Raw genomic sequence first — 20,572 nt, forward strand, 5'->3', positions numbered from 1 at the left:
AGGATTCAGGAGGATTTATGTCAAGAAAACTGATCGCATTCTTAGCGGCAACATTGGTGATCGCGCCCCTCTGGGGCTGCGGCAGCAACCGTGATTCCGGCGGCGGTGGAAGCACCGTGCAGACTCCCAACCAGGTTATTGCGACGGCCTCTTTCGTCGGTTCGACCCGGTGTCTTTCCTGTCACAATGACAAGTCCAACTGGGGGCACACCCTGCACAAGGCGGTGCTGCGGGCACCGATGGATTTTTCTGCCGCCCAGGCCAATACCGAAAGTTTCTACGCCGGGACCATCAACAAAGGCTTGCTGCTTTCACTGGGTACGGCTTCCGGTGGGTTGAATGACGCCGGGACCCCGGATGGGGAGTTTGTTGCCTACTACAGCGACGGCAGTTCCTGGAAGACCCATTATGAGCTCGGACTGGGGGCGACCGGCAGCATGGGTGCCCTGCCGGCGACAAGCGGAACCTACTCCCTGAAGTACGCGGCCCAGATCAGTAAGAACGGCAGCGAGTATTACGTCCAGTTCACCAATCTGGCCGGAACAGGTACCGCCACCTACAAGATCATGTTTACCTATGGCGGCGAGCGCAACTACAAGCAGCGTTATGTTCTGACCGGCATTGGTGCCAGCAAGCACATTTCTCCGTTGCAATACAATGACAAGTGGGGAACCGATCTGACTGTCAAATGGGTCAATTACAACGGGCAACGCTGGTATGATCTGGCCAACAACGCCCTGGCGACCCCGACTTCGAAGGACTCCTTCGACGGCAACTGTGCCGGTTGTCATTTCACCGGCTATCAACTGGCCAAGAACGGCGCCGGTGAGGAGATCGCCGACGCGGTGGATGATATCAACGGTGCCGTCGATTTCGACGGCGACGGCAGCATGGATGAGATCAACGTCGGTTGTGAGGCCTGCCACGGCGCCGGCAGCGCCCACGCCAGCACCCAGAATCCGGCCTACATTATCAACCCCGCCGATCTGACTCCCGTTGAGGCCAACATGGTCTGCGGCCAGTGCCACATCCGTGGCAAGTCGATCGACACTTTCAACGAATTCGCTGATGCCCCGGCACAGGCGCCGTTCCCGGCCAAGCTTGACGCCGACGGAAACCTGATGAAATTCCGTCCCGGACTGGATGACCTGTCGACCTTCTACAGCTTTGACAGCGGTGACGGCTCAGGTGCCGGAAGCTTTACCAGCCAGTACTGGGGTGGAGAGCCCTCCAGCGGTGATTTCCAGGCGTCGGTCAAGCATCATCAGCAATATATCGATATTCTGCAGGGCCCCCATTCTCCGACCGGTTCGGATCCCGATGTGCCCCGTTGTTACACCTGTCATGATATGCACAACAATTCCGATCCCGGCGCTCACCAGGTCGTGACCAATCGCGTGGATGACGGCGTCAAGATGACGACCGCCAATGACAATGACACCCTTTGTCTTTCCTGCCATGCCGGGATGCCGGGGCCCTTTGTCAACCTGACCAAGGAAGATGTCGCCAACATGACCCCCAACGGCGCCTTCAACGATCAGATGGATGCGGTCAAGAAGGCGGTGACCGACCATACCCAGCATTACTATGATCCGACCAAGGTCGACGGTACAAGTGGCGGTGTCAGTCGCTGCTCCAAGTGCCATATGCCGAAAACCGCCAAGTCGGCGCTCAAGTATGATATCCACGCGCACACCTTCGAGGTGATCGAGCCGGCGGCTTCCAAATCGACATCGCCTTCGGCGGGTGTCCCCAACGGCTGCACCAGTTGTCACACCGCGGCCGACGATGCGGCCCTCGATGCCCTGCAGGCCGAGTTTGATGAGAAATTCCCGAAAGGGACCGACGGTCATCTCGATGAAACCCTGCGCGACCCCAACCTCGAGTACATCGGCTGGGCCGCGACCGGCCACGCCAACTACGCCGATGACCCGTTCAACCACTGGAACGCCGACGGGGCCATTCCGACCAGCTGCGCCAAGTGTCACAGCAAGGTCGGCTTCCGGGACTGGGCTCTGGACGGCACCGTTGACGCCGCCGCGCCGATCGGCCAGGTTCTTTCCTGCGGCACCTGCCATGTCAACGGCCAGGATCCCGAGATGGGCAACGGCAACCTGGGCAGCACCGATATGCTCTATGATGACTTGGCAACCTACACCGCCCTGGCCAATGTCGTTTTCCCGAGCGGGGCGGCCCTGACGCTGAACAATGACAGCAATATGTGCATGGCCTGCCACATGGGTCGCAAGTCGAAGGCTGACGTGGACGCTTATGTTCCCGGAAGCAATTTCGGCAGCGTCAATCCGCATTACCTGGCGGCTGCCGCGGTGATGTTCGGCACTGATGCCCAGGGCGGTTACGAATATGCCGCCAAGACCTACGCCGGACAGAACAACTTCGGCGGTGTGATGGGGGCCTTTGTGACCTGTACCGCCTGTCACATGAGCGGCAACGGCAAATCGACCCATCAACTGGTCAAGCCGGCGATCAACGATTGTCTCGCTTGTCATGGCATTGATCCGTCACAGCCGGCCTACCCGAATGTCGATGCCGGCAACTTCAAGTTCAGCGGCATCCGCAGCCCGCTCAATACCACCGACTACAACGGCAACGGCAATATAACCGAATCCCTCAAGGATGAGATTCGTGCCCTCGAAGCCGATCTGCTGACCGACATCATGACCTACGCCGCCAACCCGGCCGGTCTGAACGTGCCGGTGGTCTACGATGACGCCACCTATCCCTACTGGTTCAACGATACCAACGGCAACGGTGTGGTTGATCCGGGGGAAAACGCCTTCTCGAATGCCTACACGGCCTTCGACACCACGATGATCCGTGCGGCCTACAACTACACCTTCAGTATCAAGGAACCGCACGGCTATATCCACCATCCGGACTACATCGCCCAGTTGCTGATCGACTCGATGGAAGACTTGGGTACGGATATCGTCGCCCGTGGTTATGTTCGCCCGTAGTTTGATCTTCGGGTGAAGGGTCAAATGAAAAGGGCCGCTGCGGTGATCGCAGCGGCCCTTTTTTTTGCGTTGCGCGGTTTGTTTCAGGTCTCGAAATAACTGTAACCGTCAAGTCCGGCGTTGAAACAGGCGAGGATTTCCTGTCGTTGCGGCAGGTTGATGCGGTTCTCGCGGACCGCCTGCTCGGCGGTGGCCCGGAACCGGGCTTTGAGTTCGCGGGCGTCGTACTGGACATAGCCGAGCAGGTCGGCAACACTGTCGCCCCGGTCTTCCCGGGTGATGACGAAGCCACCGTCCGCTTCGATCCGGACGCTGGCGATGTCGGTGTCGCCGAACAGGTTGTGCAGGTCGCCGAGGGTTTCCTGGTAGGCGCCGACCAGAAAGGTGGCGAGCACGTAGTCCTCGCCCGGAGCGAGTTCGTGCAGTGGCAGGGTGGCGCGGGTACCCCGGTCGGCGATGAAGCGGCTGATGCGGCCGTCGCTGTCGCAGGTGATGTCGGCGATGACCGCATGGCATTGCGGTTTTTCGGCGAGACGCCGGATCGGCGCCACCGGGAAGAGCTGGCCGATCGCCCAGTGGTCCGGCAGGGACTGGAAAACACTCAGATTGCCGTAGTAGATGGCGGCCAGATCCTCGCGCAGGGTCTGCAGGTCGGCGGGGAGCTGCTGCCCGGGAGATTGGCGCAGCAGGCGCCGACCGGCGGCCAGCAGCAGTTCCTGGGCCCGGGCGCGATCGCGCAGGGAGAGCTGTCCGGCGGTGAAAAGCTCATGTAGCCGGTCGCGGCAGGCGACGATCTCCCGGTAATTCTGCTGAGGCGTCTCGGCTCCGATTCGTTCCAGCCGGGACGCCATTTTCCGCAGCAGGGGATGGGCCTCCGGACCGGGAATGAGGCCTTCTGTGGCGGGATCGAAACGGGTGACGTCGAAGATGTTGAACAGCAGCAGGGAGTAGTAAGCGACTGTTTCCCGGCCCGATTCGGTGATGATGGTCGGCGGCCGGTCCAGGCCGGCCAGGTTTGTCATGACCGTTTCCACCAGCGCCGCGGCATAGTCTGCCAGGCTGTAGTCGCGGGACTGGCTGTCGCTGGAGCCGGTGCCGAGGTAATCGACCGCCAGTCCGCCGCCGAAATCGATCATCTCCATCGCCGCCCCCTCGTTCATCAGCTCCTGGTAAAAGCGGCAGGCCTCTGCCGCCGCCGAGCGGATGTCGTCGAGCTGCGGGATCTGCGAGCCGAGGTGGCAGTGCAGCAGGCGCAGGGTCTTGAGCATCTCCGCTTCGCGCAACTGGTCGACAACCTCGATCAACTGGCTGATGGAGAGGCCGAAGATGCTGCGCTCGCCGCTGGTCAGGTTCCAGTGCCCGCCGACGGTGGTGGAGAGTTTGACCCGTACGCCGAGCAGCGGCTCGATGCCGAGCGCGCGACTGCGCGCGAGGATGACCGGCAGCTCCGCCGGGGTCTCGATGACGAAGATACAGTGGAAACCGAGCTGGCGGGCACGCAGGCCGAGGTCGATGAATTTCCGGTCCTTGTAACCGTTGCAGATGATCAGGCTGCCGTCGGCCGGCAGGTTGGCAAGGGCGATCATCAGCTCCGCCTTGCTGCCGGCTTCCAGACCGTGCCGGTAGGGGGCGCCGAAGCGGGTGATTTCCTCGATCACCTGGCGCTGCTGGTTGACCTTGATCGGGAAGACCCCCCGGTAGCTGCCGGGGTAATCGTGTTCGGCGATGGCGTCGCGGAAAGCTTCATTGAGCCGCGTGATCTGGGCGTCGAGCAGGTTTTCAATCCGCAGCAGCAGCGGCAGTCGCAGGTCACGTTGGCGGACGCCGTCGAGGATTTCGGCCAGCGCCACCTGGACGCTGCCGTCGGCAGTCGGAACACGGACCGTCAACTCTCCCTGGGCGGAGACATCGAAATAGCCGTTGCCCCAGCGGCGGATGCCGTAGAGTTCGGCGGAATCGTCAGTGGTCCAGGTGCTCATGTGCTGCTCCGGTAGAAGAAAGCCTGTTGATGCCGCCAAGGCCTCCAGGAAAACCTTTTTAACGGAGAGTCGCTGAGAAGCTGAGATGGAGAGAAAAGCCAAGCTTTAACCTGAATCAGTGAGCCCCTTGACCCTCTTGGCGTTCTTGGCGACTTGGCGGCCCGATAATCCTATTCTTCAATATTCTCCCGCGCGAAGGTCGGCAGCATGAAGGCGCCGAGGTGCAGGTCTTCGTTATAGTATTTGGTGTGGAAATCCCGTTTCGCGGCCCGCTCACGGTCGAAATCCCGCACCGGGTGGTATTTCTTGCTGGCAAAGGCGAAGCTCCACAGTCCCGACGGGTAGGTCGGGATGAAGGCCTGGTACATCTCGACGATCGGGAAGACGGCGCGCAGGTTGCGGAACATGTCCCGCTGTATTTCCGCGTGGTAGAAGGGGGATTCGCTCTGCGCCACCATGATGCCGTCCTCTTTGAGCGCCCCGAAGACCAGCCGGTAGAAATCCTCTTCGAACAGGCCGACCGCCGGACCGATCGGGTCGGTGGAGTCGACCAGGATGACATCAAACGCGTTCTGGTGTTCACGGATGTAGGCGAGACCATCGTCGATATGCAGTTTGACCTTCGGGTGGCTGCCGTCGATGGCGCTGGCCAAGGTGGGCAGATGCTCCACCGACTTGCGCACCACCAGCCCGTCGATTTCGCACAGGGTGGCCAGTTCGACCGCGGGATGGCGGACGATTTCGCGGATGCTGCCGCCGTCGCCGCCGCCGATCACCAGCACCTGCTTCGGGTCGGGATGGACGAACAGCGCCGGGTGGGCGATCATGTCGTGGTAGACGAACTCGTCCCGTTCGGTACACATCACCAGCCCGTCGAGCAGCATCATGCGGCCGTATTCGGGGGTGTCGACGATGTCGATCTGCTGAAATTCGCTTTTGCCGGAGAAGAGTGTCCTGTTCACCCGCAGGGTGATGCCGACGTCCTTGCTGTGCTTTTCGGTATACCACATGTCCATGGGGGCTCCTGGAAGGAATGCCGCCAAGACGCCAAGAAAATCATTCCAACGGAGAGCCGCTGAGAAGCAGAGATGGAGAGAAAAACCAAGCTTTTTGATTTAGTACCTGAATCAGTGGGTCCCTTGTTGGCGGACAGCACAAGTCATTGATCTGCCTGAGCTTCCCAAAAATCACCAGCGAACCTATGGGTGCGCTTCAGATTTTTGGAAATCTCATTCAGACCAAGCACTTGCACTCTCCATCCAACAGGAACTCACTGATTCAGGTTAGTACCGAAAAACAGATTTGAGGTTTTCTCCGCGCCTCTTCCTCTCTGCATCTCCGCGTTAAGATGTTGACTCTCTTGGCGTCCCTGGCGTCCTGGCGGCGAAACGATTTTGCCTTGCCTTATAGCGTTCGCTCCCCCGGGTGTCAACGGGATTCGCTCCTTGCGCAACTTTCCTTGACAATTCCGGCGGTTGCCGATTTACTGGCAGCATCCTGAATCAGTGAATCCCTTGTCGGAGGATAGCACAAGTCATTGATCTGCCTGAGCTTCCCAAAAAGCACCAGCGAACCTATGGGTGCGCTTCAGATTTTTGGAAATCCCATTCAGACCAAGCACTTGCACTCTCCATCCAACAGGAACTCACCGATTCAGGAGCATTTACATCTGATTCGGGAGAGGACTTCATGACCAAGGATAAAAAAATCGGCTTCATCGGCGGCGGCAATATGGCCGAGGCCTTCATCAAGGGTCTGCTTGACGCCGGGGCCAAGAAGAAAAATATCACTTTTTATGAGCCGTTTGCCAGTCGGCGTGAACATCTTGAAGAGAGTTACGGGGTCGGCAGTGTCGCCGGGAATCTCGACCTGGTTCGGGACAACGACATCGTGGTGCTGGCGATCAAGCCGCAGATCGTGCGTGAAGTACTTGCAGACCTGGAAGGTGCTTTCGGTCGGGACACCCTGTTGATCTCAATCCTCGCCGGGGTTCATACCCATACCCTGGAGAACCTGCTCGGCGGCGCGCCGCGAGTGGTGCGGGCGATGCCGAATACCCCGGCCCTGGTCGGGGCCGGAGCCGCCGCGGTCTGTGCCGGTGAATATGCCGAAGCGGGAGACATCGATCTGGCCTGTGAACTGTTTCGCGCCGTCGGAACGGTGGTGCAGGTCAGCGAGAGCCAGCTCGACGCCGTCACCGGCCTCTCCGGTTCAGGACCGGCCTTTGTCTATACCTTTATCGAGGCCCTGGCGGCCGGTGGGGTGCAGGAAGGGCTGCGGCTCGATGTCGCCCAGGAACTGGCCGTGCAGACGGTGTACGGTGCCGCCAAGCTGGTCAAGGAGAGCGGCGAACATCCGGCGCTGCTGCGGGAAAAGGTCTGTTCTCCCGGCGGGACCACCATCGCCGCGGTGCGGGTGCTTGAGGAACGCAGCCTGCGGGCCAGCCTGATGGACGCGGTCGGGGTGGCGACCCGCCGGTCGAAGGAACTGGGTCAGGCCTGATGCCGCTGTTCAGCGCCCCGGAAACCCCTTCTTGTTTCCGGGGCGTTCCAGTGTGACGCAGTTTTCCGAGCTCCAGTATTCGGTATCGGTGATGCGCGGCACCTCGATAACGCGTCCGGGAACAATTCGGCGGTTGTGGTCGTGTTGCTGTTGCAGGGAAATGCGGACCCGCTTCGGTTTTACGGCGGTGATGCGACCGCGTCCGTGATGCGCTCCCTGCGCGTCGATCCAGTTGACCGCTACGGTTTTGCCGACTTGCAGCTTTTCATTTTCTTCGACCAATGCCTGGATCGGGTCTGGCCCCATTGTTGTCGCCCCTTTCATTCTGCCGGTTCCGGTTTCAGTCCAGCTCCGGTCAGAGACTTGTCGATTCAATCTCCATGTCAGTTCAACGGTTGCAACCGCTTCTTCCTAGTTTCGACATACGTGGGGGAAAAATTCAATACAAGATTGAATAAAGCAATGCATAATTGTATAATTCGCGTTCGTCGGGTTGATAGCCGGTTCGGGGAGGTCGCCAATGGTTGACAGCAATATGGAACGCAAGCGTTCAAAGCGGCGGTTGCGGGAGATCGTCAGTGAACTCGACGCCATCATTGATTCCTCGTCCGACGGACTCTGGATCTGCGATGCCGAGGCGCGGGTGATCCGCGTCAACCCGGCATCGGAGCGGATCAACAATATCACCGCTGATGAAGTGGTCGGGCGCCGGATGCAGGAGCTGCTGGAACAGGGATTTGTCGATCGTTCGGCGGCTCTTGAAGCTCTGCAGGAGCGTCGGGTGGTCAGCCTGCTGCAGACCAACCACAACGGCCGCAAGCTGATATCGACCGGTACCCCGGTTTTCGATGATCGGGGGGAGCTGATCCGGGTGGTGGTCAGTGAACGCGACATCACCGAGACCGAACAGCTGCAGCGTCAGCTTGAAGACCAGCAGGCGATGGGAGACGGTTACCGCGAGCAGATGCTGCAGATGCAGCAGTTCGAGCTGCGCAACCAGCCGTTGATTGCCAAGTCCCCCTGTTTCGTCAAGACCCTGCGCCAGGCGCTGAAGGTTGCCCGGGCCGATTCCTCGGTGCTGATCTCCGGTGAGTCGGGGGTCGGCAAGGGGTTGATCGCCGACCTCATCCACCAGCATTCGAGCCGTGCCGAGAAGCCTCTGATCAAGCTCAATTGCGGGGCCATTCCTGAAACCCTGATCGAATCGGAGCTGTTCGGTTATGAGAAGGGGGCCTTCACCGGAGCCAGCAGCAGCGGCAAGGCGGGTCATTTCGAACTGGCGCATGGCGGCATCCTGTTCCTCGACGAGATCGCCGAGCTGCCCCTCGCTTCCCAGGTGAAGCTGCTGCGTTTTCTCGAAGACGGCCGCATCACCCGCCTCGGCGGCACCCGCCCGCTGCACGCCGATGTACGCATCCTCGCCGCCACTCACCGCAACCTGGAGCAGATGGTCGACGAGGGGCGTTTTCGTTTCGACCTTTTCTATCGGCTCAACGTCATTCCCCTGCACGTCCCCTCCCTGCGCGAGCGCGGCGACTGCATCCTGCCGCTGGTACGTCACTATCTCGACCATTTCGGCACCAAGTTCGGCATTCACAAGCGACTGACCGCCGCCGCTCTGGATCGGCTGCAGACTTATGACTATCCCGGCAATGTGCGGGAGCTGATGAACATCTGCGAGCGACTGGTGGTGATGACCGAGACCGACCTGATTGATCTGCCGGATCTGCCGGCGGTGCTGCAGGAACGCGGACCGCTGCCCGACCAGGGTGACTTCGTCTGGCCGGCTCAGATGAGTCTTGACCAGATCGTGCAGAGCACCGAGCGCGAGGTGCTGGGACGGACAGCCCGCCGGTATCGCAGCCAGGCCAAGATCGCTGCCGCGCTGCGCGTCAGCCAGCCGACCGTGGCGCGCAAATTGAAAAGGTACGGCCTGTCCTGATTCGGGCCGCTATTCATAATTGAATAAAAATATGATCTCCTTCTGTCGGTCAACCGTCTCGGCCGGCCGTTCCCCGCGCTTTTTTTCAAAAAACGTATTTTTTATCTAAACCACGATTTTAACTTGACATTGTCCGGATATTCCCTTTTCGCGTCCGGAGCGGACGATATTAATCTTTCGACCTGCTTAAGCTGCTGAAAAACAGTGCTAAACTGATTTTTGCGTAGATCCCGGCAGGGGCAGGTTGATTGCAACCTGTTTGGGTGGGCAAAACGCTATTTGGCATCCGCCTTGCTGTTGGCCCGGGACAGAGAATTCTGTCTGTCCCGAAAGAACTCACATCCATCGAGGTGACAAAATGCATCTGTACAACAACGCGGTGATCAGGGTTCCGGTTCCCGAAAATGAACCGGTCTACAACTACGCTCCCGGCAGCCCCGAGCGGGCCGGTCTGAAACAGGCCCTTGAGGAGATGTCGGCTCAGAAGATCGAAATTCCGCTGCTCATCGGCGGACGTGAAGTGCGTACCGGACGCATGGGCAAGGTGGTCATGCCCCATGATCACGGTCACCAGCTGGCCGAGTACCACCAGGCCGGTCCTGAAGAGGTGAAGCAGGCGATCGCCGCCGCCCTTCAGGCCCGCGAAGGTTGGCAGCGGATGCGCTGGGAAGAACGGGCGGCGATCTTTCTCAAGGCCGCCGACCTGCTGGCGACCAAATACCGTTACCAGATCAACGCCGGGTCGATGCTCTCGACCAGCAAGAACGCCTTCCAGGCGGAGATCGATGCCGCCTGTGAGTTGATTGACTTCCTCCGTTTCAACGTTTACTACGCCCAGCAGATCTACGAAGAGCAGCCGATGATCAACGCCCGCGGGCTGTGGAACATGGTTCAGCATCGGCCGCTGGAGGGTTTCGTCTTCGCCGTGACCCCCTTCAATTTCACCGCCATCGCCGGCAACCTGCCGACCGCCCCGGTGATCATGGGCAACGTGGCGGTCTGGAAACCGGCTTCAAGCTGCGTCTACACCCCCTGGCTGTTCATGAAGATCCTGCAGGAGGCGGGACTGCCGGACGGGGTGATCAACTTCGTTCCCGGCCGCGGCGCCGACGTCGGCGATGTCTGCCTGGCCGACGAGAACCTGGCCGGCATTCATTTCACCGGTTCGACCGCGGTCTTCCAGTCGATGTGGCGCAAGGTGGGCGAGAATATCGCCGGTTACAAGTCCTATCCGCGCATCGTCGGCGAAACCGGCGGCAAGGATTTCGTCTTCGCCCACGCCTCGGCCGATGTCGACGGGCTGGTCACTGCCCTGGTGCGCGGCGCCTTCGAGTACCAGGGTCAGAAATGTTCCGCCGCTTCGCGCGCCTATATCCCGGCCTCTCTCTGGCCCGAGGTGGAGCGCCGTCTCAAGGAGGAGATCGACCGCATCAAAATGGGTGATGTCAGGGATTTTCGCAACCTGGTCAACGCCGTTATCGACCGTTCGGCCTTCGATACCATCACCCGTTACATCGATCTGGCCAAAGACTCCGCCGATGCCGCCATCATCGCCGGCGGCGGTTACGACGACAGCAAGGGCTATTTCATCGAGCCGACGGTGATCCTGGCGGCCAAACCCGACTTCACCACCATGGTCGAAGAGATTTTCGGCCCGGTGCTGACCATCTATGTCTATCCTGACGCCGAGTATGAGCAGACCCTCGAACTCTGTGACCGCACCTCGCCCTACGCGTTGACCGGGGCGATCTTCTCGCAGCAGCGTACCGCGACCAGCCTGGCGCTTGAGAAGCTGGAGAACGCCGCCGGCAATTTCTACATCAACGACAAGCCGACCGGGGCGGTGGTCGGTCAGCAGCCGTTCGGCGGCGGCCGGGCTTCGGGTACCAACGACAAGGCCGGCAGCATCCTCAACCTGATCCGCTGGGTTTCGCCGCGCACCATCAAGGAAACCTTTGTGCCGCCGAGCCGGCCGGACTATCCGTTTATGGAAAGTGAATAAAAGGCGGCTGAGGGAAACTGCAAGAGCGGCGAAAGGCTAAAACAATAAGAAGCGGCGAAAGGCTAAAGGCGAAAGATAAACGCTTTAGCCCTTGGCCCTTAGCCCTTTGCCCTTAGCCCTTTGCCCTTAGCCCTTTGCCCTTAGCCCGACTTTATAGCCTTTAGCCGATTTTACAGGTTTTTCTCATGTCTCTTTTTAACCTGCTGGTCAGCAAGACCATCATGCATATTCCGGGGCCGCTGGTCGGGTTTTTCGCCCGCGGCTATATCGCCGGCGAGCAACTTGACGATGCCGTGCGGGTGGCCCGCGAGCTGAACGGCCAGGGCATCATGGCGACCATCGACGTCCTCGGCGAGTTCATCACCAACCTTGACCAGGCCCGCGGTTTCAAGGAAGAATGCCTGCGAATTCTGCAGACCATCGATGCCGAAGGCCTGGATGCCAACCTGTCGCTCAAGCCGACCCAGATGGGCCTGCTGCTCGACCGCGACCAGGCGCTGGCCAATATCCGCGAGATCGTCGCCCGTGCCGCGGACCTCAACAGTTTCGTGCGCATCGACATGGAGGATATCTCCTGCACCGACGCGACCCTCGACTTCTATCGCACCCTGCGGGAGGAATTTCCCGGCCATGTCGGCGTGGTGCTGCAGTCCTACCTGCGGCGCACCCCGGCAGATATCATCGCGCTGAGTGACGCGCCGATGAACTTCCGGCTCTGCAAGGGGATCTACAACGAGCCGCGCACCGCGGCCTGGAAGGATCCCTATGTCATCAACCGCAACTACACTCGCTGCCTGGAACGGATCTTCGCGGCGGGGGGCTACGTCGGCATCGCCACTCATGATGAAAAGCTGGTGTTCGAGGCTCTGCGGCTGATCGAAAAACATGGCCTGGAAACGGATCGCTACGAGTTTCAGATGCTGCTCGGGGTGGATGAGGAATTACGGCGGATCATTGTCGACGCCGGTCACCGGATGCGGGTCTACGTCCCCTACGGGGAATCTTGGCTGCCCTATTCACGCCGGCGGCTGAAGGAGAACCCGAGCATTGCCGAGCATGCCCTGCGGCAGATGCTGGGCATTCGGAAAATCTGAAAGAGCAGGCATGCTGCCGAGAAGGGGGAAATCGCTTTCAACGGAGAGGCGCAGAGGAGCAGAGAGGGAGAGAAAATCTTTTGGCTTGTAAAGCCCCCTAACAGTCTCATGCCTTTCTCGGCGGCCTCTCCTTCTCAGCGTCTCTCCGTTAAAGGTTTTTCTTGGCGTCTTGGTGCCTTGGCGGCCCAAATAGGTTTTGTGCCGTGGTTAAGGGGTAAAATCAGAACCTTGGAAATAGCGTCCGGAATGTGTAGTATCTGTCAAACCGTTGTTTGATTTAATGAAATTGCCGGCTCGAACCGGCGCGCGGTTCAACCCTCGAAGGGTGGCGGATCGAGATCCGTCACCATCCAACCCTTTTTTATGTGGAGGTAGACAATGCACAAACTGAGCAAACTGATGCTGGCCGCCGCGGCTTTCTGTCTCGTGGCTGCCCCCGCCCTCGCCGACACCCTCAAGGTCGGTGTTCAGGCCCCGATCACCGGCAGCTATGCCAATGAGGGCCAGGGAATCGAGAACGGCGTAAGGCTGCTGGCCGAACAGATCAACGCCAAGGGTGGCGTGCTGGGCAAGAAGATCGAAGTGATTGTCTGCGACGATCAGGGCACCGCCATGGCCGCCGCCATCTGTGCCAAGGACCTGGTCAACCAGGGCGTCAAGATGGTTATCGGTTCCTACACTTCGACCTGCGCCGAAGCCGCGCAGAAGACCTACTTCAACGCCGGCGTGCTGCAGACCTCGGACGGCACCGCCGACAGCCTGACCGCGAAGGGCTACTGGACCTTCCTGCGCAACTCCTTCCCGAACAGCGCCGAGGCCGAATTCGCCGCCAACTACATGGTCAACGTCAAGAAGTACAAGCGCATCGTCGTGCTGTCCGATTTCTCGACCTACGCCGACGGCCTGGCCAATGCTACCGAAGCGGCAATCAAGAAGCTCGGCGGCAACGTCGTCTCCCGTGACAAGATCAAGGCCGACTCGCAGAATTTCACTCCGGTCCTGACCAGCATCAAGGCCAAGAATCCGGATGTGATCTTCTTCGCCGGTTACTACTCGGACGGCGGGCAGATTCGCTCCCAGCAGGTGGCGCTCGGTATCAAGGCCGATTTTATCGGCGGTGACGCCAACGACAATCCCGATTTCGTCAAGCTGGCCGGTTCCGCCGCCAAGGGTGCCTACATCATCAACGTGCCGTCGCCGGACGTCCTCCCCTACGATATCGCCAAGTCCTTCATCGCCGATTACCAGAAGAAGTACGGCATGATGCCGGCTTCCATCTGGGGTCTGATGAACATTGACGGCATGCGCGCCATCATTCATGCCATGGAAGCGAACAAGAGCTTCGATACCCGGAAGGCCGCTGACTACCTGCACAACCTGAAAGAGCCCCTGCCGGGGATCACCGGCCCGATCGCCTTCGCCAAGGACGGCAACCGCAAGGGCGGTTCCTATGTCGTCAAGATGGTCAAGGCCGACGGCAGCTACTCCTACGAATACGTCAAGTAACATGGTCTGAACGAGGCAGGAGGGGGGGAGAACTCCCCCTCCTGTTCCTCCCTTCCCGCATCTGCCCCTCAGACGCGAGAGCGGGACCATTACGTCCTTTCCTGGCGTCTGCAAGGCAGAACAAGAATTTCGCTTTATCCAGTAGGAGAGAGGTTTCATGGATATTTTCCTGCAACAGCTGGCCAACGGCCTGACCATCGGCAGCATGTTCGCCCTGGTGGCGCTCGGCTACACCATGGTCTACGGGGTCATGCGGCTGATCAATTTCGCCCACGGCGACATGGTCGCGGCCTCGGCCTTCGTCGGCCTGACCATCTACACCCAGGTGATGGGGCAGGCGACCTCACTGCCGGCGGTGATTGCCATTTTCCTGTTGTCGGCGGTCTGCATGGCCTGTATCGGCATTATTCTTGAGCGGGTTGCCTATCGCCCGCTGCGCGAAGCGCCGCGCCTTTCGGCGGTGGTTTCGGCGCTCGGCGCCTCGCTGGTGATCCAGAACGGCATCATGCTGATCTGGGGGCCGCGGATGCGCATCTTTCCCGAACTGGTGCCGCAGGTCTACTGGGATTTCGGTGGCGTGGTGATCAGCCTGATTCAGGTCATCATTCTGGTGCTGTCGCTGGTGCTGATGGTCGCCCTTTACCTGTTCGTTGAAAAAACCCGTATCGGGGCGGCGATCCGCGCGTCTTCCATCGATCAGGATGCCGCCCGGCTGATGGGGATCAACGTCAACCGCATCATCGCCCTGATCTTTATCATCGGCTCCTCGCTGGGCGCCGTCGGCGGCCTGTTCATCGGTCTCTATTACCGCGGCATCACCTTCAACATGGGCTGGCAGTACGGCCTCTACGCCTTCGTCGCGGCGATTATCGGCGGTATCGGCAACATTCCCGGTGCGATGCTCGGCGGTATGCTGCTCGGCCTGTTCAACGCCTTCATCGCCGGCTATGTGTCCAGTACCTGGGCCGACGCCTTCACCTTTATCCTGCTGATCGTGATCCTGATTGTCCGCCCGACCGGGATTCTCGGCGAGCGGGTTGCGGAGAAAGTCTGATGAAACAGCTGCAACGACTTGGATACCCCCTTTTCCTCGGGGTGATGGCGGTGCTGCCGCACCTGCTCAATTCACGCTGGCAGGCGGTGGCGATCACCTTCCTGATCTTCTCCGTGGTCGCCCTCTCCCAGGATATCGTGCTCGGCAAGAGCGGCATGTTCAACATGGGCCAGGCGCTCTTCTTCGGCATGGGAGCCTACACCACGGCGATTCTCAATCACCAGTTCGGCTGGTCGCTGCTGGCGACCATTCCGCTGGCGATCCTGCTGCCGGCGCTGTTCGGCATCATCCTCGCCGGTCCCATTGTCCACCTGCGCGGCGACTACCTGCTGGTGACCACCATCGGCTTCAACATCGTCTTCGTCCAGGTGCTGCAGAACAACCTCGGCGGCATCACCGGCGGACCGAACGGCATCTTCGGTCTTGATTCCATGAGCCTGTTCGGCTGGCAGCTGACCAGTCAGGTCGCGGTCTACTACTTCGCCTTCGCCGTGCTGCTGGCGACCCTGTGGGTGATGCACAACCTGGAGAAGAGCAAGGCCGGCCGGGCCCTGCACTACCTGCGCGAGGACCAGCTGGCAGCAGAGAGCATCGGCATCAATACCCGGGTCTACAAGATTTTCGCTTTCGGCCTCGGCGCCGGTATCGCCGGTCTGGCCGGGACTGTCTACGCCACCCAGTACTCCGCGGTCAGCCCGGAGGCCTTTGACTTCATCCAGTCGGTACTCTTTTTCAGTATCGTCATCGTCGGCGGTTCCTCGGTTCCCGGCGTGCTGCTCGGGGTCTTCGTCATGTTCGTGCTGCCGGAGATTTTTCGCGAGTTCGCCACCTGGCGCTTCTTCATCTTCGGTTTCGCGATGATCTTGTCGATGATCCTGCGGCCGCGCGGCATCGTTCCGGCGACCTTCGGTAAAATTCCCAAGTTTCTGATCAAGGATGGTTCCCATGGCGCGTAATGAGCTGATCCTGAGCAATGTCACCAAGCGCTTCGGGGGCCTGGTCGCCGTCGATGATCTGAGCTTCAAGGTTGAATCGGGGCAGATTTACGGCATCATCGGCCCCAACGGCGCCGGCAAGACCACGGTCTTCAACTGCATCACCGGTATTTACAAGTCGGAAGAGGGCTCGGTGCAGTGGCGCGGTGAAGAAATCCGCGGCCTGACCCCCTACCAGATCGTCGATCGCGGCATTGTCCGCACCTTCCAGACCATTCGCCTGTTCAGCCAGATGTCGGTTGCCGAGAACATCATGAGCGGCCGCCACATCAAGAGCAGCCAGAAGTGGTGGCACGGTATCGTCCATACCCCCTGGTCGAAGCGGGATGAACTGGAGAACTGGCGCAAGGTTGAAGAACAGCTCGATTTCTTCAACCTCGGCCAATACGCCGCCACGCCGACCGGTAGCCTGCCCTACGGAATTCAGCGCCGTATCGAGATGGCGCGGGCGATGGCGGTCGATCCGACGTTGCTGATTCTTGACGAGCCGGCCGCGGGCCTGAATGACAAGGAAACCCTTGAGCTGCTGGAAACTATTTTCAAGATCCGTGACAAGGGGGTTACCGTACTGCTGATCGAGCATGACATGGACATGGTGATGGAGGTTACCGATTACCTGACGGTGATCAACTTCGGCAGGAAGATCGCCGAGGGAACCCCGGCGGACATCCAGCAGAATCCCGCCGTCATCGAGGCATACCTGGGAAGCGAGGACGACGATGAGTGACGATATCCTGTTTGAAATCAAGGACCTCGAGGTTTCCTACGGCAGCATCGCAGCGATCAAGGGGATCTCGCTGCAGGTCCGCAAGGGTGAGATCGTCACCATCCTCGGCGCCAACGGCGCCGGCAAGACCACCACCATGCGCACCATCAGCCGGCTGCTCAAGGCGAAGAGCGGGTCGATCAGGTTCAAGGGGCATGAGCTGACCAGCCTGCCCGCCCACAAGATCGTCAAGCTCGGCATCAGTCATTCCCCCGAAGGCCGACGGGTGTTCGGTATCCTCACCGTTGAGGAGAACCTGCTGCTTGGCGCCTTTACCCGCTCGAAAGTTGATCGCAACACCCTGGACTGGGTTTATGAACTCTTCCCCCGCCTGAAGGAGCGCAAGAAGCAGCTCGCCGGCACCCTCTCCGGTGGTGAGCAGCAGATGCTGGCCATCGGTCGGGCGCTGATGTGTAATCCGGAAATGCTGCTGCTTGATGAGCCCTCCCTCGGTATCGCGCCGATCCTGGTCAAGGCGATCTTCCAGCAGATCAAGGAGATCTCTCGCAAGGGGGTGACGGTGCTGCTGGTCGAACAGAACGCCAAGGCGGCCCTCAAGCTCGCCGACCGCGGCTACGTGCTCGACGTCGGCAAGATCGCTCTGGCCGGCACTTCGGAAGAACTGCTCGCCTCGCCCAAGGTGCAGGAGGCGTACCTGGGGAAGAAGCATTAGGGCAGGTTTTGGGCCGCCAAGCCGCCAAGTGCGCCAAGAAAGGCAAAGGCAATTTAACGCAGAGACGGAGAGATATTCTTATTGCTTCTTGATGAGCGATAATCTTCTGGTGTCGCTTTGACTAAATAAACTCATCGGGGTTTCTCTGCGGACTCTCCTGTTCAGCGTCTCTCCGGTAAGGGTTTTCTTGGTGTTCTTGGCGCCCTTGGCGACTTGGCGGCAGAGATCTTGTGAGGGCCCATGGACCGCTCGATTCAGGAACTGACCTGGGAGCATGACGCGATTATCGACTCCTCGTCCGACGGGCTGTTCGTCTGCGACGGGCAGGGGGTGATCCTGCGCGTCAACCCGGCCTCCGAGCGGATCAACCAGGCCACGGCCGAGCAGCTGGTCGGTCGTGATTATATGGATGTCGCCGCCGAGGGGTTGGTGATCCTGCCGTCGGCGGCGCTGGAGGCGATTGAAAAACGTGAGCAGGTCAGCCTGCTGCAGGAGAACCGTTTCGGCCGCAAGCTGATCTCGACCGCCACCCCGGTTTTCGATGACGCCGGGGAGTTGATCCGGGTGGTGGTCAGCGAACGTGATATCACCGAGATTGATCGTCTGCAGCGGCAACTGGAAGAGCAGCAGGCGCTCGGTGACCGCTTTCGCCGGCAGGTGGTTGAACTACAGCAGCAACAGCTCGAATCCCTGCCGATCATCGCCCGCAGCCCCTGTATGGCCAGGGCCCTGCGCCAGGCGCTGAAAGTCAGCGAGGTCGATTCGACCGTCCTCATCCTCGGTGAATCGGGGGTCGGCAAGGGGTTGATTGCCGACTTGATCCACCAGCATTCGGCCCGCGCCGACAGGCCGATCATCAAACTCAACTGCGGCGCCATTCCTGAAACCCTGATCGAAGCGGAGTTGTTCGGTTGCGAGAAGGGCGCTTTCACCGGCGCCGCCGGCAGCCGGCCGGGTTATCTTGAGCAGGCCGACGGCGGCATCCTTTTTCTCGACGAGGTCGCCGAGCTGCCGCCCGCCTCACAGGTCAAGCTGCTGCGCTTTCTGGAGGACGGCCAGGTGACCCGCCTCGGCAGCACCCGCAGCCGCCGGCTCGATGTCCGTATCCTTGCCGCCACCCATCGTGATCTGCAGCAGATGGTCGCGGCCGGTACGTTCCGTCTCGATCTCTACTACCGGCTGAGCGTCATTCCCCTGACCGTTCCCCCGCTGCGCGAGCGGCAGGAATGCCTGGTCCCCCTTATCCGCACCTGTATCGACCACTTCGCTGATCGCAGCTCGGTTCCCCGCCGCTTGACCGTCGCCGCTCTCGACCTGCTGTGCGCCTATTCCTATCCCGGCAACGTGCGGGAACTGATGAACATCTGCGAGCGGCTGGTGGTGATGTCCGACACCGAGCTGATCGATGTCAACGACCTTCCGCAGACGGTGATCGCCGGGGCGGGCGAGGAGGACGCGGCCCGTTTCGGCAGCTGGCCGGCCGAGATGAGCATGGCGCAGATTCGCGCCAGTGTCGAGCGGCAGGTGCTGCTGGAGACGGCGAAACGCCTGCCGAACCAGCAGAGTATCGGCGCGGCGCTCGGTCTCAGCCAGTCGAGCGTGGCCCGCAAACTGGAGAAGTACGGTATCAAGACGCGCTTCGGACGGGGGTGAAATCCACCTCGGGTGGAGACGCGGAGATGTAAACAGATTTATTACAGCCCTTGATCCGCCCGAATACGGAGAAAAGAGGGAAAGCGGGGAACGCCGGACTTGAAGAACCCGTAGTACTTGAAGGTGATGACCGCGCCGACCGGCGGTGGATTGTCCCGCTCGGCGTCGCTGAAGCCGCTGCCGATTCTGAACTCTGTCCCATCCTCCAGGCGGACCAGCAGTGCCCCGAGCCGTCCTTCATTGCGGCCTTTTCCCGGCAGCCGGGCGATCACCGTCGCCTCGGCGTCCCGGTAACTCTTGACCTTGAGGATGTCCGGGCTGCGGCCGGAGACATAAGGCGCGTCCGGCCTGCGGACAATCAGCCCTTCGCCGCCGAGCTTTTCGATTCGCTGCAGCTCCTGTCGCAGCTGCGCCCGGTCGCGCAGTGTCTGTTGCGGGATGACGAAGGCGTAGGGGGTCGGGTGAGCCGCGAACCACGCGACGGCCGCGGCGATACGTTCGGTGAACCCGCCGGGAGCTTCCGGAACGTCAAAGATGGCGAACTTGAGCTTGAGCCAGTCGTTGTCGGGTCGCTGCCGCCGGACCACGGCCGCTGTCCGCTCGAAGCTGTCGCGCCCGCCCCAGATCTCACCTTCGACCGGGAAGGGCGGCAGACCCTGAACGAACTCCCGGGAGGGATGCAGGACGGTCCCGTGTTTCGACAGCAGGCGGTGTCCATCCCAGCGGCCGCGCACTCCGTCAAGTTTTTCACTCATCAGCCAGCCGGTCACAGCGACCGTCCCGTCGTCGATCTGCGGCAGCATCGGTTCCGCTGCCAGGACGTCTGTCACAAATAATAGTACACAGGTCAACAATAGGCAGATCCGTAGCGATTCCTTCCGCATTTCTCTCATTTCGTCCTCCATGACGTGGTGGTGTTCTGATTGACGGCATAAAACCGTAGAACAGTCTGTTTGGTTGTTGTGATTGTAACATTTTTTATGCGGAAACAAATTGACTTTTTGGCTAAAAATTATAGAACATTAACGAAAGTAAATAAATGAAAGGGGATGGGCTTATGAGATCCGTAACGCATTGGATGCACGACCATCATTGGGATTCCGCTTCTCTCCATCAGCACTGGACAGGTTTTTTCGGTGTACTCAAGAATGTCTGGCTCGGGCTGCTGCTCCTGGTTCTCGGTATCGTTGCCCTGATTACCGCCGTCATTATCGCTTACCCGGTTACCGCGTATATCGCGGCGAAATTCTTCCAGTAATATCAATACTTTTTCATTTCAATGCAATGACCACCCGCCGGTGGTTGTTTTTTTTCAACCTGCTTCCCCTCTCACTTGGTTGTTCGATTTCTGGATAATAGCAGGAGAAATGATAAAAGATTAATAATGTTGCATTTTCAACAATTTTTTTGTGGCCAGTTCACGAAGAA

General features: G+C 59.9%; 16 protein-coding genes. 12 read left to right on the plus strand and 4 right to left on the minus strand.

Annotated elements, in window-relative coordinates; genetic code table 11:
• Nucleotides 1-17: 17 nt before the first annotated feature.
• On the plus strand, nucleotides 18-2,978 hold the full coding sequence (locus tag C2E25_RS11050) for a hypothetical protein (RefSeq protein ID WP_103115798.1): 2,961 nt from the start codon (nucleotides 18-20) through the stop codon (nucleotides 2,976-2,978).
• 83 nt (nucleotides 2,979-3,061) lie between these two features.
• Here the strand turns inward: C2E25_RS11050 and speA are convergent, their stop codons facing one another.
• Together speA and speE are read right to left on the minus strand one after the other, a co-directional pair.
• Nucleotides 3,062-4,957: a biosynthetic arginine decarboxylase gene (gene speA / locus C2E25_RS11055; protein ID WP_103115799.1), complete on the minus strand. Its 1,896-nt coding sequence runs from the start codon at nucleotides 4,955-4,957 to the stop codon at nucleotides 3,062-3,064.
• A gap of 170 nt (nucleotides 4,958-5,127) precedes the next feature.
• A complete protein-coding gene (speE, locus tag C2E25_RS11060; protein WP_103115800.1) occupies nucleotides 5,128-5,973 on the minus strand; it encodes a polyamine aminopropyltransferase in 846 nt (281 codons plus the stop codon).
• A gap of 673 nt (nucleotides 5,974-6,646) precedes the next feature.
• On the opposite strand from speE, the gene proC reads away from it, so the two are divergent.
• Nucleotides 6,647-7,459 (plus strand): pyrroline-5-carboxylate reductase, encoded by an 813-nt coding sequence (gene proC, locus C2E25_RS11065; protein WP_103115801.1) that lies wholly within the window; start codon nucleotides 6,647-6,649, stop codon nucleotides 7,457-7,459.
• A gap of 9 nt (nucleotides 7,460-7,468) precedes the next feature.
• Here proC and C2E25_RS11070 read toward each other — a convergent pair whose 3' ends face one another.
• Nucleotides 7,469-7,765 (minus strand): hypothetical protein, encoded by a 297-nt coding sequence (locus C2E25_RS11070; RefSeq protein WP_103115802.1) that lies wholly within the window; start codon nucleotides 7,763-7,765, stop codon nucleotides 7,469-7,471.
• A gap of 214 nt (nucleotides 7,766-7,979) precedes the next feature.
• On the opposite strand from C2E25_RS11070, the gene C2E25_RS11075 reads away from it, so the two are divergent.
• From C2E25_RS11075 to C2E25_RS11115, 9 genes are all read left to right on the plus strand, one after another.
• Nucleotides 7,980-9,401, plus strand: coding sequence for a sigma-54 interaction domain-containing protein (locus C2E25_RS11075; RefSeq protein ID WP_103115803.1), 1,422 nt, complete (start codon nucleotides 7,980-7,982; stop codon nucleotides 9,399-9,401).
• A gap of 358 nt (nucleotides 9,402-9,759) precedes the next feature.
• Nucleotides 9,760-11,403: an L-glutamate gamma-semialdehyde dehydrogenase gene (gene pruA / locus C2E25_RS11080; protein ID WP_103115804.1), complete on the plus strand. Its 1,644-nt coding sequence runs from the start codon at nucleotides 9,760-9,762 to the stop codon at nucleotides 11,401-11,403.
• A 185-nt stretch (nucleotides 11,404-11,588) separates the two neighbouring features.
• The gene (locus tag C2E25_RS11085) at nucleotides 11,589-12,497 is read left to right on the plus strand and encodes a proline dehydrogenase family protein (protein WP_103115805.1); all 909 of its coding nucleotides are present in this window, start codon (nucleotides 11,589-11,591) and stop codon (nucleotides 12,495-12,497) included.
• A 378-nt stretch (nucleotides 12,498-12,875) separates the two neighbouring features.
• Complete coding sequence (locus tag C2E25_RS11090; RefSeq protein ID WP_103115806.1) at nucleotides 12,876-14,003, plus strand: branched-chain amino acid ABC transporter substrate-binding protein; 1,128 nt, start codon at nucleotides 12,876-12,878, stop codon at nucleotides 14,001-14,003.
• A gap of 157 nt (nucleotides 14,004-14,160) precedes the next feature.
• Nucleotides 14,161-15,057 (plus strand): branched-chain amino acid ABC transporter permease, encoded by an 897-nt coding sequence (locus C2E25_RS11095; protein ID WP_085011082.1) that lies wholly within the window; start codon nucleotides 14,161-14,163, stop codon nucleotides 15,055-15,057.
• A complete protein-coding gene (locus tag C2E25_RS11100; protein ID WP_085011083.1) occupies nucleotides 15,057-16,013 on the plus strand; it encodes a branched-chain amino acid ABC transporter permease in 957 nt (318 codons plus the stop codon). Before C2E25_RS11095 ends, C2E25_RS11100 begins: the two co-directional genes overlap by 1 nt.
• Entirely contained in the window at nucleotides 16,003-16,779 is a 777-nt protein-coding gene (locus C2E25_RS11105) for an ABC transporter ATP-binding protein (protein WP_103115807.1), read from the plus strand. Before C2E25_RS11100 ends, C2E25_RS11105 begins: the two co-directional genes overlap by 11 nt.
• Nucleotides 16,772-17,491, plus strand: a complete 720-nt coding sequence (locus C2E25_RS11110) for an ABC transporter ATP-binding protein (protein WP_103115808.1) — start codon at nucleotides 16,772-16,774, stop codon at nucleotides 17,489-17,491. The genes C2E25_RS11105 and C2E25_RS11110 overlap by 8 nt, the downstream gene beginning before the upstream one ends.
• Nucleotides 17,492-17,731: 240 nt before the next feature.
• Nucleotides 17,732-19,144 carry a sigma-54 interaction domain-containing protein gene (locus tag C2E25_RS11115; protein WP_103115809.1) on the plus strand — a complete coding sequence of 471 codons (1,413 nt, stop codon included), beginning with the start codon at nucleotides 17,732-17,734 and terminating at the stop codon, nucleotides 19,142-19,144.
• A 41-nt stretch (nucleotides 19,145-19,185) separates the two neighbouring features.
• On the opposite strand, the gene C2E25_RS11120 is transcribed toward C2E25_RS11115, so the two are convergent.
• Entirely contained in the window at nucleotides 19,186-20,049 is an 864-nt protein-coding gene (locus tag C2E25_RS11120; protein WP_103115810.1) for a DNA ligase, read from the minus strand.
• Nucleotides 20,050-20,201: 152 nt separating this feature from the next.
• Here C2E25_RS11120 and C2E25_RS11125 point away from each other — a divergent pair, with 152 nt between their 5' ends.
• On the plus strand, nucleotides 20,202-20,402 hold the full coding sequence (locus tag C2E25_RS11125) for a hypothetical protein (protein WP_103115811.1): 201 nt from the start codon (nucleotides 20,202-20,204) through the stop codon (nucleotides 20,400-20,402).
• The last annotated feature ends 170 nt before the right edge of the window (nucleotides 20,403-20,572 follow it).

It is taken from the genome of Geothermobacter hydrogeniphilus (genome assembly GCF_002898515.1).
In the GTDB taxonomy this organism is placed as follows: domain Bacteria; phylum Desulfobacterota; class Desulfuromonadia; order Desulfuromonadales; family Geothermobacteraceae; genus Geothermobacter_A.

Excerpts from the sequence above, each read along its gene's own strand:
- C2E25_RS11100 (WP_085011083.1), top strand. The coding sequence starts at position 15,057 with ATGAAACAGCTGCAACGACTTGGATACCCCCTTTTCCTCGGGGTGATG.
- pruA (WP_103115804.1), top strand. The coding sequence starts at position 9,760 with ATGCATCTGTACAACAACGCGGTGATCAGGGTTCCGGTTCCCGAAAAT.
- C2E25_RS11110 (WP_103115808.1), top strand. The coding sequence starts at position 16,772 with ATGAGTGACGATATCCTGTTTGAAATCAAGGACCTCGAGGTTTCCTAC.
- C2E25_RS11105 (WP_103115807.1), top strand. The coding sequence starts at position 16,003 with ATGGCGCGTAATGAGCTGATCCTGAGCAATGTCACCAAGCGCTTCGGG.
- C2E25_RS11120 (WP_103115810.1), bottom strand. The coding sequence starts at position 20,049 with ATGGAGGACGAAATGAGAGAAATGCGGAAGGAATCGCTACGGATCTGC.
- C2E25_RS11085 (WP_103115805.1), top strand. The coding sequence starts at position 11,589 with ATGTCTCTTTTTAACCTGCTGGTCAGCAAGACCATCATGCATATTCCG.
- speE (WP_103115800.1), bottom strand. The coding sequence starts at position 5,973 with ATGGACATGTGGTATACCGAAAAGCACAGCAAGGACGTCGGCATCACC.
- C2E25_RS11075 (WP_103115803.1), top strand. The coding sequence starts at position 7,980 with ATGGTTGACAGCAATATGGAACGCAAGCGTTCAAAGCGGCGGTTGCGG.
- speA (WP_103115799.1), bottom strand. The coding sequence starts at position 4,957 with ATGAGCACCTGGACCACTGACGATTCCGCCGAACTCTACGGCATCCGC.
- C2E25_RS11125 (WP_103115811.1), top strand. The coding sequence starts at position 20,202 with ATGAGATCCGTAACGCATTGGATGCACGACCATCATTGGGATTCCGCT.
- C2E25_RS11095 (WP_085011082.1), top strand. The coding sequence starts at position 14,161 with ATGGATATTTTCCTGCAACAGCTGGCCAACGGCCTGACCATCGGCAGC.
- C2E25_RS11050 (WP_103115798.1), top strand. The coding sequence starts at position 18 with ATGTCAAGAAAACTGATCGCATTCTTAGCGGCAACATTGGTGATCGCG.
- proC (WP_103115801.1), top strand. The coding sequence starts at position 6,647 with ATGACCAAGGATAAAAAAATCGGCTTCATCGGCGGCGGCAATATGGCC.
- C2E25_RS11115 (WP_103115809.1), top strand. The coding sequence starts at position 17,732 with ATGGACCGCTCGATTCAGGAACTGACCTGGGAGCATGACGCGATTATC.
- C2E25_RS11070 (WP_103115802.1), bottom strand. The coding sequence starts at position 7,765 with ATGGGGCCAGACCCGATCCAGGCATTGGTCGAAGAAAATGAAAAGCTG.
- C2E25_RS11090 (WP_103115806.1), top strand. The coding sequence starts at position 12,876 with ATGCACAAACTGAGCAAACTGATGCTGGCCGCCGCGGCTTTCTGTCTC.